Raw genomic sequence first — 17,142 nt, forward strand, 5'->3', positions numbered from 1 at the left:
ATCCATTTAATAGTATTCCAGCTTAAATCGCAGCGTTGTTCGGTAATTTCCAGCTTTGGGTATTTCGTTATTTTTGACTATTCGCGCTTGGTAAAGTAACGCCATTGATTTGGAGTCAATACCAACAGGAGGTAATGGCTTACCAGGAATTGCTCTCCTACCATAACGATCAGCTATCGCTAATGACGCACCTCTTGCTTCACCAGAAAGTGCAAAATTACCATTCTCGCTAGAGGGACCTTCAAACGTTGCAATAAAACGAGGGTTGTCCGCTTCCTGACCTTTTTGTTCAATTAGCGTACATTCCGTTAATCTGATAGAAAAATACTCAATAGGTCCTTGCCCTTCAGTCTCCAGCATTGGAATAGAAACAATTGTCAGTGGAATAACTTGTTCACCACTTCCTGCTGCAATCGTGCAAGATGGTTCTAAGATCGAGCCTGAAAGATTAAGTACCCCAAATCGCTGATGCATGTTTTTATCTTGTTTTACATCACTCGCTACTGCCTTTGGTATCAGTAAGCTGGCAATAAGGCATAGCCATAGTGGTGTCATCTTGCGATTCATATTTTTCTCCGTAAGAAAAAAATCGTTAAAAATAGACACAGGAAATAAAGCTCTGTACATCCTTGTACAGAACTTATTTTTTCTTACTGATAAGTCAGTGCGAAAGTTGCGATTGCAGTGAAGTCACCTGGAACAGCGGCTGCTGCAGAAGAACCTTGTAAGTAAGCAGCAAAGTTCAGATCGTTATTACCATCACGTAATGTTTGAGCTGCACTTGGTGTGCCTAATTTGATTTGTTTGCCACCCGCATCGGTGATAACAACAGCAGCATTTTTAGCGATACCTTCAATACCTAAAGAACCCGCTAAGATGTCTGCATCTTCTGAACCAGTGAAGGTTGTTTGAACAGTTTTATAAGTTTCTGTTGTGCAATTCTCTAAAGTAATTTTAAAATCACGAGAATTACTACGACCACCATCTTTTAATGCAGCAGTAGAAATTTGACCTAATGGAACAGTTTGATTTTCTGAATCAGGATGAATAGAACAAGGTGCATCAATAATTGAACCAACAAATTTAACTGTACCGTGACCTTGATCAGCAGCAAATGCAGAACCTGCAGCAACAGATAAACCTAAGCCAAGAACTAACGCTAATTTATTTAATTTCATCTTTTTGTTTCCTAAAATATAAAGGACGAAGACATTAAAAATAATAAATTCATTAGGATTGAATTATTCCTAATTGAATGACTCATTTATTGAGTTTTTGAATTTTGGTATATTGATGCCCGTCCTAAACGCAATTAAATATCGTTAGAAACAAAACAAAATACACCAAATTGTTTNGTGCAAATACTATAATTTGTGAAAAAAGTAAAAAAATTTATTTCTGGATTTTAAACAAAGTAACCAATCATGTTTGTTTTTTAAAATAATGATAAATATCAATATGTTAATTAAATTAAGATATAAGGTTAATATTAAATTTGACTTAAGTGCGAAGCCAGAGAATAATAGTAAACAATTTGGTGTATTCTGTTTATTTCTCTAAAGATGTCTGAATTCCTCTCTTTATTCATTTTTCACTTTTTCAATCAATAACTTTCATTTTCCAAAAATCAATAATCTTTCGATAAACTTGTTTAAAATGAACAAGTAAAAGTGAAAGCATAAAAAAAATATAACCCTTTATTGATGCATATTACTTGTTATAGTGATGCAACAATTGACTTTTGTTCCTTGTTATCTCATTGAAAAGGTTATGAAAAATGAAGCAACGCAAGTTTCTTACACGTTTTGAGATCAATTCTATTTTGAAACAAGCAAAGGAAGGACGGTATCCAGAAAGAGATTACTGCATGTTTTTAATGTGTTTTTTACATGGATTTCGCGTTAGTGAACTATGTAGGTTAACCCTCAGCGATATTGATTTGGAAAGTCGGATACTCTATGTCAGACGTTTGAAAGGAGGGCTATCTACAACACAACCAATTATTGAAGATGAGTATGAAGCATTAGTTAACTGGTTGAAAAAACGGGAAACATGGAGAGAAGCTGATTCTGAATGGGTGTTTTTATCTCAAAAAACAGGTCCAATCTCGCGCCAACAAGTTTATGGATTACTTCGCCGTTTAGGTAAAAAAGCTAATGTATCTATTATTCCTCACCCTCATATGCTACGTCATGCATGTGGCTATGCCTTAGCTGATTTAGGACGAGATACGCGTCTAATCCAAGATTATTTAGGACATCGTAATATTTCACATACTGTTATCTATACCGCAAGCAACTCAAAACGTTTTATTCACATTTGGGACGCAAGAAATTAACAATTATTTTTTTATTAATATGTACAATGAGGATTAATACACTAAATAGAGTAAGCTATATTTTTTCAATAAGAATAAAGTTAATTTTAATATAATTAATAAAATTAGGAATTGTTTTATACTAAAATAAATAACTGCGATTGTAGATATTGATAGGTTATTAATAATTACTTTTCAATTATAGAATCACTTAATATAAGTATTCTTTTTTTGATTATCTTTATTAGTCGAAAATGAGTTTAATATCAGTAATTATTTATTAATAATACTAAACATTTATTGTTTGAATTTTGAGCGAGAAATAAGGACTTAATTTAAAAGTAACTTTAATTCTTTAACTTATATTCATTTGCATACCATGCACACTCTTTCATATCTCACTATCCCCAACGTTATCGTTAGGGGATAGTTATGGATTACCTTAAAAACACCATTATCCTTTTACACAAACAACCTGTCGTAGTGTATGAACTATCTCAACAAGCGATAACTGTGCCTTCATAACAGCATCAATATCCTTATAAGCCATTGGAATTTCATCAATCACATCTTCATCTTTTCGACATTCCACATGTGCAGTTGCTCGAATTTGGTCTTCAACATTAAAGGTTTTTTTCGCAGCTGTTCGGCTCATTACGCGTCCAGCGCCATGACTACATGAACAGAAACTGTCGGCATTTCCTTTTCCTCTCACAATAAAGCTTTTAGCCCCCATTGACCCAGGAATTATCCCCATTTCACCTTTTTGAGCTGAAACAGCGCCTTTTCGAGTCACCAGCACTTCTTCACCAAAGTGCATTTCCTTTTGCACATAGTTATGGTGGCAATTTACCGCCTGTTGTTGTGTTGTAAAAGGTTTCGCTATTTGTGTTGATAATGCCGCCAACACGTGTTCCATCATAATTTCACGGTTATGTCGGGCAAAATCCTGTGCCCACTCTACGGCTTCTATATAGTCATCATAGAAAAGAGTCCCTTCCTTTAAGTACGCTAAGTTTTTATCCGGTAAGTTAGCGATATGTTCTCTCATATCTTCTTGTGCCATTTGTATAAATAGCGTACCAATAGCATTACCGACGCCACGAGAACCACTATGTAACATGACCCAAACATTATCAGATTCATCAAGGCACAACTCGATAAAATGGTTTCCTGTTCCTAATGTACCAAGGTGACAATAGTTATTCGTATTTCGTAAACGTGGGTACTTATCAGTTAAAATCTTAAAACGACCTTCAAGTTGTTGCCAATGTTGATCAACAAGTTTAGGTGGGTTCTTCCATGAACCACGATCATTTCCTGATTGATAACTTGTTCTTCCATGAGGTACAGCTCTTTCTATTGCCGTTCTTATGGCAAACAAATTATCTGGCAGATCATTTGCGTGTAATGATGTTTTCACCGCAATCATTCCACATCCAATATCCACACCAACAGCAGCCGGAATAATCGCACCTTTTGTTGGAATAACACTCCCTATTGTTGAGCCTTTCCCTAAGTGAACATCAGGCATTACCGCCATATGTTTGAAAATAAAAGGCATCTTGGCAGTATTTATAAGTTGCTTTAGAGCATCTGCTTCAACGGGCACACCATTTGTCCACATTTTGATTTCAGCAGTTCCTGCTTCTTTTACTATTTGATGATCCAATATCATGCCTATGCTCCTTTAATTTGTACTAACCCGTTTAATACTTGGTCTAAACCACCATAAACGGAAATCTTATCAATACGTTCTGCAATTCGTTCTACGGTTTCTAGCTCTTTTAATCGTAAGGCTACTGGATTGTTTTCCATCACTTTTGCCGTATTTAATAAAGAGCGTGTCGCGGATGTCTCTTCTCTTCGACGAATAACATTAGCCTGAGCTGATTTTTCTGCCTCAACAACTTGCGCTAAAATCGTTTTCATTTCGCCTGGTAAAACAATATCTTTTACCCCTAATGAAGCCACTTCAATACCATATCCTTTAGTCATTTCACTGATTTTTTCACTCACTAAGCTGTCAATCAGGGTTTTATTTTCTAATAATTCATCCAATGTTCGTGTTCCTACGGCTTCACGTAACGCAAACTGCAACTCTTTATATAAGAACTCAATCGGTGAACTCAGTAATTGATACGCTGAAAGCACATCGCTATAACGCCAGTTTGCTGACAAATTAATGCGCAATGTCACTTTATCTTTCGTTAAGATCTCCTGACCACTCACATCAAGAGTTTGTAAACGCATATCAACAACCTCAACATCAACTTTGTGCTGATAACGCCAATAGCCTTTTAATCCAGGAGGCAATAGTGATTGAGTTTCACCATCAATACGGATAATGCCAGCATGCCATGTCGGAATATCCACACTTAATACACCTTCACTGCCTTTGACAGTCTGGTTACGTAATTTTGGATGCTGCAATTTTTTAACCAAGGTTGGCGAAACTTCCAATTCATTCGCTGACAACACTTCCATTGAGCGTTGTGTATAATTCCAATAGAGACGACGGGTACTCGGCGCTAAGATCTCTTTGAGTGAGCCATTTTCATAAAGTAAGCCAATCTCTTCATCAGATAACACAATATCAAAACAATATTCACGCACCCATTCTGGATGATATTGACGTAAAAATTCGGCTTTCTCTCTTTCAATTTCTGGACCGTTTAACTCCACCAGCTCAACACTTAATTGACGACGAAAATCGAAAAATTTATGCTCACCGGCTGTAAGGACTTCAATATACTCATCGTCCTTCTTTAATAAACCCAGCTGTCCTTGTTTTACTTTTATTGTTGTTTTTATCATCATTGCTTCCTTTTTCTCTTCTTTATTTTTAGCTTTCTTTTATTACCATTTTTATCGTGACTTGCTTTCCACGAACAAACTTGGCGAAATCGAAGGGAAAACAAGAGAGGAACGATACTTTGTTTGTCTCTTCTTCTGCCTCCAATCCAGCGTAGTTGCTGGTGGATAAGCAAGGTGACGGTACTGCTGTCACAACGATTTTTTATATTTAATTTTACATTTGGATTTGTAATGGTTTTGGTGTCAGGAATCGAACCTGAAAATAACCCTCTTCACCTACAGAGTCCCGATGTGAAGGAACACATTTAGATAACACCACAGAGTGTTCTTTATGTGCCTACCAGATTTAAAATCTGCTCAAGACACTAATAATATTGCGAAGATCGTGCCAAGTTTTTAAAACCCGCCCCAAAAAACTTTTAATTTATTGTTTTTATTGAAAATAATATCTTTAATATAAATTTTTACTATTTATACATTGAATTAAAAAAGATAAAAACTTATCTTTTTATCTATATATTTATAAATATAGATAAAATAAATAGAGATAAAATAAATAGAGATAACGTAATGAAACGCAAAGTGGTGATTGGTGTTTTAGGCACAACATTAGATAGACGAGGTAAAAGCCATAAAAGATGGAACTCATGGCGCCCAACAATTTCTATTTGCCATCAAAAAGATTTCCCTGTTAGTCGATTAATCATGATCCACCAGCCTAATGATTCAATGTTAGCGTCAAAAACCATTGAAGATATTCATACCATTTCACCTGATACTGAGGTGTTACCTTACGAAATTGATATTCGCGATCCTTGGGATCTCGAAGAGGTTTATAGTCACTTTCTTGATTTTGCAGTGAATTATCCATTTGATACCGAAAATGAAGAATATTATGTACATATCACCACAGGTACACATATCGCTCAGATTTGTTGGTTCCTACTGACTGAAGCACATTATTTACCGGCAAAACTATTACAAACCTCGCCTTCTTCTAAAATAGAAAATAAAGACGGCATCAAAACAGTACAATCAGCCACGGGTAGTTATGCTGTTATTGATCTTGATTTAAGCCGTTATACCAAGCTAACGAGCCGATTTGAGCATTACCATAATGAATCCCTCTCTTTTTTAAAATCAGGGATCGCCACACGTAATGAACGTTTTAATACTTTGATTGCTCAAATTGAACGTGTTGCATTGCGCTCCGTTGCTCCCATTTTATTAACAGGCCCCACGGGTGCCGGTAAATCATTCCTTGCTCAGCGTATTTATGAATTACGGCAGTCTCGCCATTTTGTAAAAGGCCGTTTTATTGCTGTTAACTGCGCCACTTTACGAGGAGACAATGCGATGTCCACTTTATTTGGGCATGTAAAAGGTGCATTTACAGGGGCATTACAAGCCAGACAAGGCTTATTAAGAGAAGCCGATAAAGGAATTTTATTTCTTGATGAAATTGCAGAATTAGGACTTGATGAGCAAGCCATGTTGCTTAAAGCGATAGAAGAGAAATCTTTTTATCCTTATGGTTCAGATACTGAGGTACAAAGTGATTTTCAGCTAATCGCAGGAACACATCGTGATATGGACAAGCAAATTGCAAAAGGACTTTTTCGTGAAGATCTTTATGCAAGGATCAACTTATGGTCTTTTTCACTACCTGGTTTAGCCGATCGTAAAGAGGATATTGAACCTAATATCGATTATGAATTGCATCACTTTGCAAAATGCCATCAAAAGGCGATCCGTTTTAACTCTGATGCGAAATCACACTATATTCGATTTGCAACATCGGAACAGGCATTATGGCGTGGTAATTTCCGTGAACTTAGTGCTAGTATAACGCGAATGGCGACACTTGCCGAAAATGGTCGTATTACCCTTCCTCTGGTTGATGAAGAAATTAATCGTTTAAAACAAAATTGGGGAATAGCTTCCACCTCTTTATTTAAGAATACTGAGATTGATCTTTTCGATCTGAGTCAACTTAATACAGTGATCAAAACGTGCCAACAATCATCAACTCTCTCAGAAGCCGGTAGAAAACTTTTCGCAGTATCAAGACAAAATAAAAAACAACCCAACGATGCCGATCGCCTACGTAAATATCTAGCAAAATTCGATTTAAGTTGGGAACAAATTCGACATGGAGAATAATATTTCATTATGGAGCTCACTTTTTTAGGCACTAACGCCGGCGTTCCTTCTAAAGATCGCAATGTCACAAGCATGGTGCTTGATTTACAAAATAAACAAAAAAGCATGTGGATGTTTGATTGTGGTGAAGCAACACAACATCAAATATTGCATACCCGTGTGAAACTACCGCGTTTAAATAAAATATTTATTACCCATTTGCATGGCGATCATATTTTTGGTTTACCAGGATTGCTTTGTAGTCGCTCAATGGGAGGAACAGAAACATGTTTAACGGTATATGGCCCTAGGGGTATAAAAGCCTTTATAGAAACAGCACTGACATTAAGCCAATCTTATTTAACTTACCCTATTAATATTATTGAGATTGACGAAGCGGGTTTTCTGTTTGAAGAAGAAGGTATGAAAGTCAGCTGTGAAGTTCTTTCTCATCCCGTACCTTGTTTTGGTTATCGTTTAGAAGAAGAAAACCGTCTAGGTAAATTAGATGCCGAAAAACTGAAGGTTGACAATATTCCAGCGGGTCCTTGGCTACAAGACTTAAAACAAGGTAAAACAATTAAATTGCCAGATGGCAGAGTTATTGACGGCAAAGAGTATATTGGTCCAGAAATAAAAGGTCGTTGTATTGCTATTTTTGGAGATACTCAACCCACACCGAATGCATTAAAGCTGGCTAATAACGCAGATGTTATTGTTCATGAAGCGACGTTTAAACATGAAATGGCAGATCAAGCAAATAGTCGTGGACACTCAACAACAGTACAAGCGGCACAGTTAGCAAAAGAGGCTAATAGCAAAAAGTTGATTATCACACATATTAGTAGTCGCTATTCACCCGAAGAGTGTGTTGAATTACTCAATGAAAGCCAAGAAATCTTTAGCCAGACAGAAATGGCTACTGATTTTGAGGTATTTAAGTTGTAATTACGTCTTTATTAACTAGCAGTGGCGATATTATTTCGCCATTGTTATAAATCACACTCCTCTCATTTACGCATATTTTAGTTATTTATAACGTCGTCCGCTTAATCTTCCCATCTTGTAAAATAAAATTGACCTTTCCATCCCAAAATTCAGCTAAGAAAATATCTTCCGGTTTATCAATATGCTGATTTTTCATCTCTTCTTGAAGCCACGCTTCATCTTTTTCTATTTGCGCTAATTCTGATGTGCGAATAACGCCCTCTTTCATGACAATAATTGAAGGCATTTTTGCACCATCACACACTACGGTGATTTGTCCATCTGGTTCAATTTGCGCATAATTGACCTCTTGAAACGAATGAATACCCTGAGCATGAAGACGAGACGTTATGTTTAAAATGTCTATTTTATTCTTTTTCTCCATGATGTTTTCCATTATAAACTCCCCCTTCTTTATAATAGGAATAGGGTTACCAATGGTCACTGCACGGAAAAAGTTGAATCGTTTACTAATATAATTAAGCAAAGAGATAAAACATACCCCAATTAAAAAGACGATAATATATTGATAAAGAGGAATTGCATCAGTGTAAATGACCCCTCCCATAATGCCACCGAGGACAAAATTACCAATAAAATCAATAGGTGTTAATTGAGAGAGTTGTGTTTTACCTGATAAATTCATATGAGCTAATATGATAGTAAAACCAATAATAAATTTGATAATAACCAGAAAGTAATATTCCATTTGCATCTCACATTTCCAATAATCTCTGCTTTTATTATAAAGCAGAAAATCCCCCTCAGATAAAAATCTAAATTATTTTTGATGATATTTGACTAAGAAAAAACACTTTATATACTTAGAATTGTTGATTTTAAGACTCACACTATACTTATTACTATGGTTTATCTGTAATATCTTATTATCAACTCAATAGCTTCTCGCCTTTTCTAGCTCTTACGCGGGATATCACTGAATTGTTTTTGAATACACATTTGGGAGAAAAAAATGAATAAAAAACTACTTACTTCATTGGTTCTAGCGGGTTTGGTCACTATTACAGCAGGTTGTGATGATTCATCTAAGAAAGTCGATGATAGCATTGATAAAGCAAAAGAAACTGCTACTCAAGTTACTGAAACAGCGCAAGATAAAGCCAACGAATTAACAGAACAAGCCAAAGATAAAGCTGCCGACTTGAAAGAAGATGCGTCAGCAAAAGCAGATGAATTAACAAAACAAGCTCAAGAGTTAAAAGATAAAGCTGAACAAAAAGCGGCTGAGCTAAAAGATGTAAGTGCAGCAAAAGCTGAAGAAATTAAGCAAAGCCTAGAAGCTGAAAGTAATAAATTATCTGAAAAAGCCGCAGAGCTAAAACAAGATGCAAGCAAAACAGCAGATAACCTGATGCAAGAAGCAGACAACAAGATTGATCAGCTAAAAGGCGACGCGTCAAAAACTAGCGATGATGTAAAACAACAGGCTCAAGAGACTGAAAATAAAGCAATTGATAAAGCGGATCAATTAACTGATCAAGCCAAACAAAAAATTGATGATTTAAAAACTGAAAACAAATAATCCGATTTCAGTTTTTTTGATGAATTGAGAGCCAGTAAACTTTCACTGGCTTTTTTTGTACAAAAAAAAGACAAGGGTTGATCGTTTAAGCAAAAAATGTAACCATGTTCTCCTTTTTTCAACAGGAGAAACCTATTAAAGAGCGAAAGCATCTAGAATATAAAGTTATTAATAAATTGATTTAATTGTACTTTTCTTCATCTTGCGGAAAAAATAATTTACTTCCGTTCTTTTATAAAACATTTGTCCAATTTGGTGTTTTATTCAAATTTTCTTATGAACTTTTCTTTTCTGGTAACATAAGCAATCAGATAATGGGTAGCGAAAAGTCTCTTTCTAAGAAAATAACTATAAATAGGTTAACTATGAGTCAACAAAACGATATAACCCCTCAAAAAAAAGTTAGGATGAAAATTAATCCTCCCGTTTTTTATACATCAGCGTTGTTAATTTTACTGGTCGTTGGTTTCTCGGCGTTATTTCCTGAGTTAGCTAATGATAAATTAGGTCATCTTCAGGAAAATCTCTTCAGAAATGCGAGCTGGTTTTACATTCTAGCCGTTGCATTGGTTTTGCTGAGTGTGACTTATTTAGGACTTTCCCGCTTTGGTCAAATCAAGTTAGGGCCAGATCATGCTCGCCCTCACTTTAGTTATTTTGCTTGGTTTGCCATGCTCTTTTCAGCAGGTATGGGGATTGGCTTAATGTTCTTTGGTGTTGCCGAACCTGTTATGCATTACCTAATGCCTCCGACTGGTGAAGCTCAAACCATAGAAGCCGCGAAAGAAGCGATGCGATTAACCTTTTTCCACTGGGGATTACATGCATGGGCAATTTACGCCATTGTCGCGTTGATCTTAGCTTTCTTCTCTTATCGCCATGGTTTACCGTTAACACTGCGCTCGGCACTTTATCCAATTATTGGTGATCGCATACATGGCCCGATTGGTCATGCGGTTGATATTTTCGCCGTTATGGGAACCGTATTTGGTGTCGCAACCTCACTTGGATTTGGTGTTCTGCAAGTTAATGCGGGTTTAAATCACCTCTTTAATGTACCGATTAATCCAACCATTCAAGTAATCTTAATTGTTGTGATCACAGGACTTGCAACCATTTCAGTTGTTTCTGGGTTAGAGAAAGGGATCCGCTTTTTATCTGAACTTAATTTAGGATTGGCGGTTATTCTTCTTTTATTAGTTATTACTCTCGGTCCAACCGTATTGATATTAAAATCATTTGTTGAAAATACGGGGGGATATCTATCCGAAATTGTCAGTAAAACTTTTAATCTTTACGCATATGAACCCAAATCGAGTGATTGGTTAGGGGGATGGACTCTACTTTATTGGGGGTGGTGGCTTTCATGGTCCCCATTTGTAGGGATGTTTATTGCCCGCATTTCTCGAGGCCGTACTATTCGTGAATTTGTTGTAGGTGTCCTGTTTGTTCCTGCTGGCTTCACTTTACTTTGGATGACCGTTTTTGGTAACACTGCGATCCATTTAATCAAAGATAAAGGTGCAGAAGCTCTTGCCAATATCGTACAGCAAGATGTGTCATTGGCTTTATTTGAGTTCTTAAATTATTTTCCATTCTCGACTGTTTTATCCTTCGTTGCGATGTTGATGGTAGTCGTCTTCTTTGTGACTTCAGCAGACTCAGGCGCAATGGTTGTTGATACTTTAGCTTCTGGCGGTGATAGCGAAACCCCCGTATGGCAACGTATTTTCTGGGCTGCCTTAATGGGCATTTCTGCAATTACTTTATTATTAGCGGGTGGTTTAACTGCACTACAAACAGTAACTATTGCAAGTGCACTTCCCTTCTCAATGGTATTACTTGCTTCTATTTATGGACTAATTAAAGCATTACGAGTTGATGTATATAAACGTGATAGCCAACAACTAACGACAATTGCACCACCAGCCAGTCGCAATCCAATTCCTTGGCAACGTCGTTTAAGAAATATTGCCTATTTTCCTAAACGCTCTCATGTAAAACGTTTTATGGATGAAGTCATTCAACCCTCAATGGAAATGGTGTCTGCCGAATTAAGTAAGCAAGCAACGCAATGCATTATCCATAATGAAGAAGATGATCGAATTGGTTTTGAAGTCGATTTAGGCGATGACATGAATTTCTTCTATGAAGTTCGCCTGCGTTTTTATACTCAACCGGCCTTTGCGTTAGCAGGATTAAGTGATGAAGAAAGAGACGAAGAGCATAAATATTACCGTGCTGAAATTCACTTAAAAGAAGGTGGGCAAGATTATGATGTAATGGGTTGGACGAAAGAACAAATCATTCACGATATTCTTGATCAGTACGAAAAACACATTCACTTCTTACACGTATTAGGTAAGCAATAATTTTATCTGCATAATAGCAACAAAAAGGAGATGCCATGACATCTCCTTTTTTCTTATCAAATAACTTATTTCTCTAATTGTTCAATATCATCTAAGTTAAGCGCAATCAGCTCTTTTAATAATCCGGACAACCGTTGTAGTTTTTCAGTCGAAAACTTTTGCTCAAGTAATTGATAGCCTTCTTCAATTTTAGGCTGAATTTTATCGTATAAACTTTGCCCATTAGCAGAAAGTGAAACAAAAAGTTTACGTTGGTCACTTATTGGTTTTAAACGACAAATTAGCTCGTCTCTTTCCATTCTAATAAGAATACCTGTTAGACTTGGTCGAAGAATACACGATTTTTGCGCTAATTCGTGGAAATCAATCGAGCGTTTATCCGCAAGTACACGAATAATACGCCACTGCTGTTCTGTCAGATTATGCTCTTTGAGAACAGGTCTAAAAAAACCCATCGCAGATTCCCGTGCTTGTAATAGCGCGATAGTTAATGATTCATGCATAATCAAGAAACTCTTTATATGGTGTTATAGGTGAAATGACAAAATATCACTCAATATAGACAGTGAAAAAGTACCGCTGTTTATAGTTTATAAATGGCTATATTCTAAGAATAGACTAATTGTTACAATTATTCATATTAACAAATAAATAAAGTTGACTCAATTTTTGCAATTTTCTTCCCTTTCTGCAATTTATCACCCATGCGCCTTTTCAGAGTTAAATTCATCTTCCACAACATCTTGAGCTATACGCAATTTTTATAAATTGGCAATTTGTGTTATCTCTTTACCAATCAAAAAAAGTAGCCTGATTTGCCTATTATCCTATTTCTAAATTAGGAATAATGTCGCTTAGCGATAAGGTTGTCTCACAGTTTTTGAGATAAAGTTAATGGGTTGTAACAAAGAAAGATTGCTATCTTTGTTCATGCGCGGTAGCGTTACAGCTTTAAAACAACGCAACAAAGAAACCGGCAATAGCATTACAACTTTGTTAGCGGAGTAGTCAGATGATTTTTATAGTTATCTAACTAATAATTATTTTAAGTGAAGACGCCCACAGACGAGAAGTCTGGCAGTAGGAGTAAATAATGTCTGAGGAAAAACAGGCTAACCCACTTTTTCGGGATGCAATGGCAAGCTTAGGCGCTGCGGTCAATATCGTGGCAACAAATGGCGATGCGGGATGTTGTGGCTTAACAGCAACTGCAGTATGTTCTGTTACTGATAATCCACCTACCGTAATGGTTTGCATCAACAGTAAAAGTCAGATGAACTCTATTTTTCAAGAAAATGGAAAATTAAGCATCAATATATTAAACCATGAGCAAGAAGAAATGGCATGTCATTTCGCCGGAATGACAGGGCTCGCGATGGCAGATCGCTTTACCCAACCAGGATGGCAAAACGGACAATTACAACAACCCGTATTAACAAATGCGCTTGCCTGCCTCGAAGGTGATATTCATGATGTACGCCAAGTCGGTACACATTTTGTTTATATGACCGAAATTAAGACTATTTCAGTACGTGAAGATGGTGATGGCCTTATTTATTTCAAACGAGGTTTCCATTCTGTTAAAAATAGACAAGCCCCCATCCCTGCTTAAATTTCACCTATTTTACTTCAAGATAAAAACGCACTTTTAATAAGGGCGTTTTTATTGATTATAATCACACCATAGAGTTAAATATTTATCTATATTAAATGAATATTTATTTATCGAAATGGCATTGACTAAGTTTTAGATATTTATTAAACATTTATTAACATCTGTTTGTTATAAAAGAATAATTTTTAATTATAATAAAAAAATTCTTTCTAGAATCAATCAGTCACATAATCAAAAGTATTTTCTTTCTACCTTTCCCCTTTATCTTTATTTAATTCAACCAGATTAAAATATAAACAAATAATAATCTCACTGATTGCATTTTATACAAAAAGTCAATTAAATGACTTTATTTGAAAATAAACTAATGAATATTTTTTTCAATCTGGTATTAATCTTACCCACAGTGTGATCAACCTTTGAGAAGTCATTCCATCAATATATTAGTCTACTCGACTTGCTGATTACCTTCTTAAATTTGCAAACATCACTCTAAATGCAACAGATAATGTTATCGTCGTGTAACATTTCTCGTGAATGTGAGTAAATAACATCGTTGTTGAAAATAAATAATAATTAGGGGCATTACATATATGGATAAACCCGCTCAAGTCGGTTTATTACAACAACCTAAACCATTCTTTATGATTTTCTTTGTGGAATTATGGGAACGTTTTGGTTACTACGGCGTACAAGGTATTCTTGCCGTTTATTTTGTTAGTAAACTCGGTTTCTCTCAAGAACAGGCTTTCATTACTTTTGGTGCATTCTCTGCACTGGTTTATGGGCTGATTTCTATTGGTGGTTATGTTGGTGACCATTTATTAGGAACAAAACGAACAATTGTTTTAGGTGCTATTGTCTTGGCTATCGGTTATTTCATGACTGGTATGTCAATTATGTATCCTAATTTAATTTTCTACGCATTAGGGACTATTGCAGTAGGTAATGGTTTATTTAAAGCCAACCCAGCCAGCCTATTAGCAAAATGTTATCCACCTAAAGATCCACGTCTTGATGGTGCATTTACACTATTTTATATGTCGATTAATATCGGCTCATTAATTTCTTTATCTATCGCCCCTGTACTTGCAGAACGTTACGGATATGCACTGACTTATAATATCTGTGGTATTGGCTTGATCATGGCGTTATTAGTTTATTTCTTCTGTCGTAAAATGGTTGCCAATATTGGTTCTGAACCAGACCATTTACCAATGAGCTTTAACAAACTGTTATTAGTTATTATTGGTTCAATTGCGATGGTATTTATTTGTGCATGGTTACTGCACAACGTGATGATTGCAAATATCGTTTTAGTCAGTCTGTCTATTATTGTTGTCTTTATTTATTTCCGTGAAGCATTTAAACAAAAAGACAGAGTCGCTCGTAATAAAATGTACGTTGCATTTGTTCTGATGTTAGAAGCTGTTGTTTTCTACATTTTATATGCTCAAATGCCAACTTCACTGAACTTCTTTGCTATTCATAACGTTCATCATACGCTTTTAGGCTTTGATATTAACCCTGTAAGCTTCCAAGCACTAAACCCATTCTGGATCATTGTTGCTAGCCCAATCCTTGCTATCGCTTACAGCCATTTTGGCGCGAAAGGTAAAGACTTCTCAATGCCAGCGAAGTTTACCGCAGGTATGCTTCTGTGTTCATTAGGATTCCTTACAGCGGCAGCATCAGGTATGTGGTTTGCCGATGCTCAAGGCTTAACATCGCCTTGGTTTATCGTTCTGGTTTATTTATTCCAGAGCTTAGGTGAACTGATGATCAGTGCGTTAGGTTTAGCAATGGTTGCTGCGTTCGTACCACAATATATGATGGGCTTTATTTTAGGTATGTGGTTCTTAACACAAGCTACAGCTTATCTGTTAGGGGGGTATGTAGCGACCTTCACAGCTGCACCAGAGGGTATTACTGATCCACTACAAACTTTGCCTATTTATACCGATGTATTTGGTAAAATTGGCATAGTAACCTTAATTGTGGGCTTGGTTATGTGGGCAACAGTCCCTCTACTTAACCGAATGATGAAAGAAGAAAGCAAAAACGTTAAAGTCGCTTAATCTTTCAATTTGAATTAAATATTAATAAAAGCGCCTTTAGTAGGCGCTTTTATTTTGCAATAAAAACCATTCTTTCGTTTAAGAGTTACAATGATTTTCTACTTTTCTTGATATATAAAAAAACCCGCCAAATAAGCGGGTTTAATTTAATCATTAAGAATGATCCAATTACAGAACATCAACTGAATTCAGTTCTTTAAATGCTTGTTCTAAACGAACAACCATAGATGATTGTGCGTGACGTAACCAGTTACGTGGGTCGTAGTATTTCTTGTTAGGTTTATCAGCACCTTCTGGGTTACCTAACTGGCCTTGCAGATAGGCTTCGTTCTTTTTGTAGAACTGTAAGATACCATCCCAAGTTGCCCACTGAGTATCTGTATCGATATTCATTTTGATAACGCCATAATCAACAGCTTCTTTGATTTCTTCAGCTGAAGAACCGGAACCGCCGTGGAAAACGAAATCTAAGCTATTGTGTGGTAAATTGAATTTCTGTGATACGTAGTCTTGTGAGTTACGTAGAATTTTTGGCGTTAACTGAACGTTACCTGGTTTATAAACACCGTGAACGTTACCGAAAGATGCCGCGATAGTGAAACGAGGACTTACCGCGCTCAGTTTTTCATATGCGTAAGCAACATCTTCTGGTTGAGTATAAAGTGCAGAGCTGTCCATACCCGTGTTATCAACACCGTCTTCTTCACCACCCGTGCAGCCTAATTCGATTTCTAAAGTCATATCGATTTTAGCCATACGCGCTAAATATTTAGCACAGATTTCAATGTTTTCTTCTAATGATTCTTCAGATAAGTCAATCATATGAGAAGAGAACAGTGGTTTACCTGTTTTAGCATAGTGTTTTTCACCAGCATCTAACAGACCATCAATCCATGGTAATAATTTTTTCGCGCAGTGGTCAGTATGCAGAATAACAGGAACACCATAATATTCAGCCATTTGATGCACATGATGAGCACCAGAAATTGCGCCTAAAATAGCAGCTTGCTGTGGTACATCAGATTTAAGACCTTTACCTGCGATAAATGCAGCACCACCGTTAGAGAACTGTACAATAACAGGAGAACGAACTTTCGCAGCAGCTTCTAACACAGCATTGATTGAGTCAGTACCTACACAGTTAACCGCAGGCAGAGCAAATTTGTTTTCTTTTGCTACTGCAAATACTTTTTGTACATCATCACCAGTGATGACACCCGGTTTCACGAAATCAAAAACTTTAGACATGTAATAAGATCCTATATTTGGAA

Annotated in this window: 14 protein-coding genes; 7 read left to right on the forward strand and 7 right to left on the reverse strand. The window is 36.3% G+C overall.

What is annotated here, in order from left to right; translation table 11 throughout:
- Window positions 1–6: 6 nt before the first annotated feature.
- Window positions 7–567 carry a fimbrial protein gene (locus tag DK858_RS08440; RefSeq protein ID WP_109397032.1) on the reverse strand — a complete coding sequence of 187 codons (561 nt, stop codon included), beginning with the start codon at window positions 565–567 and terminating at the stop codon, window positions 7–9.
- An 83-nt stretch (window positions 568–650) separates the two neighbouring features.
- Window positions 651–1,178, reverse strand: a complete 528-nt coding sequence (locus tag DK858_RS08445) for a fimbrial protein (RefSeq protein WP_006534899.1) — start codon at window positions 1,176–1,178, stop codon at window positions 651–653.
- Window positions 1,179–1,777: 599 nt separating this feature from the next.
- Between DK858_RS08445 and mrpI the strand changes: the two genes are divergently transcribed.
- On the forward strand, window positions 1,778–2,338 hold the full coding sequence (mrpI, locus tag DK858_RS08450; protein ID WP_109397033.1) for a phase variation DNA invertase MrpI: 561 nt from the start codon (window positions 1,778–1,780) through the stop codon (window positions 2,336–2,338).
- A 433-nt stretch (window positions 2,339–2,771) separates the two neighbouring features.
- On the opposite strand, the gene DK858_RS08455 is transcribed toward mrpI, so the two are convergent.
- Both DK858_RS08455 and DK858_RS08460 read right to left on the reverse strand, forming a co-directional pair.
- Window positions 2,772–3,995 (reverse strand): RtcB family protein, encoded by a 1,224-nt coding sequence (locus tag DK858_RS08455; RefSeq protein WP_109397034.1) that lies wholly within the window; start codon window positions 3,993–3,995, stop codon window positions 2,772–2,774.
- Window positions 3,996–3,997: 2 nt separating this feature from the next.
- The gene (locus DK858_RS08460) at window positions 3,998–5,131 is read right to left on the reverse strand and encodes a slipin family protein (RefSeq protein ID WP_194294832.1); all 1,134 of its coding nucleotides are present in this window, start codon (window positions 5,129–5,131) and stop codon (window positions 3,998–4,000) included.
- 573 nt (window positions 5,132–5,704) lie between these two features.
- Here DK858_RS08460 and rtcR point away from each other — a divergent pair.
- Complete coding sequence (gene rtcR / locus DK858_RS08465) at window positions 5,705–7,297, forward strand: RNA repair transcriptional activator RtcR (RefSeq protein ID WP_109397036.1); 1,593 nt, start codon at window positions 5,705–5,707, stop codon at window positions 7,295–7,297.
- Between the two features lie 9 nt (window positions 7,298–7,306).
- The gene (rnz, locus tag DK858_RS08470; protein ID WP_109397037.1) at window positions 7,307–8,224 is read left to right on the forward strand and encodes a ribonuclease Z; all 918 of its coding nucleotides are present in this window, start codon (window positions 7,307–7,309) and stop codon (window positions 8,222–8,224) included.
- A gap of 85 nt (window positions 8,225–8,309) precedes the next feature.
- Here rnz and DK858_RS08475 read toward each other — a convergent pair whose 3' ends face one another.
- Window positions 8,310–8,972, reverse strand: coding sequence for a DUF421 domain-containing protein (locus DK858_RS08475; protein WP_109397079.1), 663 nt, complete (start codon window positions 8,970–8,972; stop codon window positions 8,310–8,312).
- A 264-nt stretch (window positions 8,973–9,236) separates the two neighbouring features.
- Here DK858_RS08475 and DK858_RS08480 point away from each other — a divergent pair, with 264 nt between their 5' ends.
- Window positions 9,237–9,806 (forward strand): hypothetical protein, encoded by a 570-nt coding sequence (locus tag DK858_RS08480; RefSeq protein ID WP_109397038.1) that lies wholly within the window; start codon window positions 9,237–9,239, stop codon window positions 9,804–9,806.
- Between the two features lie 365 nt (window positions 9,807–10,171).
- Window positions 10,172–12,178 carry a choline BCCT transporter BetT gene (gene betT / locus DK858_RS08485; protein ID WP_109397039.1) on the forward strand — a complete coding sequence of 669 codons (2,007 nt, stop codon included), beginning with the start codon at window positions 10,172–10,174 and terminating at the stop codon, window positions 12,176–12,178.
- Between the two features lie 65 nt (window positions 12,179–12,243).
- Here betT and hpaR read toward each other — a convergent pair whose 3' ends face one another.
- On the reverse strand, window positions 12,244–12,681 hold the full coding sequence (gene hpaR, locus DK858_RS08490; protein ID WP_109397040.1) for a homoprotocatechuate degradation operon regulator HpaR: 438 nt from the start codon (window positions 12,679–12,681) through the stop codon (window positions 12,244–12,246).
- Window positions 12,682–13,271: 590 nt separating this feature from the next.
- Here hpaR and hpaC point away from each other — a divergent pair.
- Both hpaC and dtpB read left to right on the forward strand, forming a co-directional pair.
- Window positions 13,272–13,790, forward strand: a complete 519-nt coding sequence (gene hpaC, locus DK858_RS08495) for a 4-hydroxyphenylacetate 3-monooxygenase, reductase component (RefSeq protein WP_109397041.1) — start codon at window positions 13,272–13,274, stop codon at window positions 13,788–13,790.
- 596 nt (window positions 13,791–14,386) lie between these two features.
- Window positions 14,387–15,871 carry a dipeptide/tripeptide permease DtpB gene (gene dtpB / locus DK858_RS08500; RefSeq protein ID WP_109397042.1) on the forward strand — a complete coding sequence of 495 codons (1,485 nt, stop codon included), beginning with the start codon at window positions 14,387–14,389 and terminating at the stop codon, window positions 15,869–15,871.
- A gap of 168 nt (window positions 15,872–16,039) precedes the next feature.
- Here dtpB and fbaA read toward each other — a convergent pair whose 3' ends face one another.
- Window positions 16,040–17,119: a class II fructose-bisphosphate aldolase gene (fbaA, locus tag DK858_RS08505; protein ID WP_006534914.1), complete on the reverse strand. Its 1,080-nt coding sequence runs from the start codon at window positions 17,117–17,119 to the stop codon at window positions 16,040–16,042.
- Window positions 17,120–17,142 lie beyond the last annotated feature (23 nt).

Origin of the sequence: Proteus faecis (assembly GCF_003144395.1) — a bacterium.
Taxonomy (GTDB): domain Bacteria; phylum Pseudomonadota; class Gammaproteobacteria; order Enterobacterales; family Enterobacteriaceae; genus Proteus; species Proteus faecis.

What these genes read in the sequence shown, in the direction of transcription:
- DK858_RS08440 (WP_109397032.1), bottom strand. Translation starts at nt 567, where the DNA reads ATGAATCGCAAGATGACACCACTATGGCTATGCCTTATTGCCAGCTTA.
- DK858_RS08445 (WP_006534899.1), bottom strand. Translation starts at nt 1,178, where the DNA reads ATGAAATTAAATAAATTAGCGTTAGTTCTTGGCTTAGGTTTATCTGTT.
- mrpI (WP_109397033.1), top strand. Translation starts at nt 1,778, where the DNA reads ATGAAGCAACGCAAGTTTCTTACACGTTTTGAGATCAATTCTATTTTG.
- DK858_RS08455 (WP_109397034.1), bottom strand. Translation starts at nt 3,995, where the DNA reads ATGATATTGGATCATCAAATAGTAAAAGAAGCAGGAACTGCTGAAATC.
- rtcR (WP_109397036.1), top strand. Translation starts at nt 5,705, where the DNA reads ATGAAACGCAAAGTGGTGATTGGTGTTTTAGGCACAACATTAGATAGA.
- rnz (WP_109397037.1), top strand. Translation starts at nt 7,307, where the DNA reads ATGGAGCTCACTTTTTTAGGCACTAACGCCGGCGTTCCTTCTAAAGAT.
- DK858_RS08475 (WP_109397079.1), bottom strand. Translation starts at nt 8,972, where the DNA reads ATGGAATATTACTTTCTGGTTATTATCAAATTTATTATTGGTTTTACT.
- DK858_RS08480 (WP_109397038.1), top strand. Translation starts at nt 9,237, where the DNA reads ATGAATAAAAAACTACTTACTTCATTGGTTCTAGCGGGTTTGGTCACT.
- betT (WP_109397039.1), top strand. Translation starts at nt 10,172, where the DNA reads ATGAGTCAACAAAACGATATAACCCCTCAAAAAAAAGTTAGGATGAAA.
- hpaR (WP_109397040.1), bottom strand. Translation starts at nt 12,681, where the DNA reads ATGCATGAATCATTAACTATCGCGCTATTACAAGCACGGGAATCTGCG.
- hpaC (WP_109397041.1), top strand. Translation starts at nt 13,272, where the DNA reads ATGTCTGAGGAAAAACAGGCTAACCCACTTTTTCGGGATGCAATGGCA.
- dtpB (WP_109397042.1), top strand. Translation starts at nt 14,387, where the DNA reads ATGGATAAACCCGCTCAAGTCGGTTTATTACAACAACCTAAACCATTC.
- fbaA (WP_006534914.1), bottom strand. Translation starts at nt 17,119, where the DNA reads ATGTCTAAAGTTTTTGATTTCGTGAAACCGGGTGTCATCACTGGTGAT.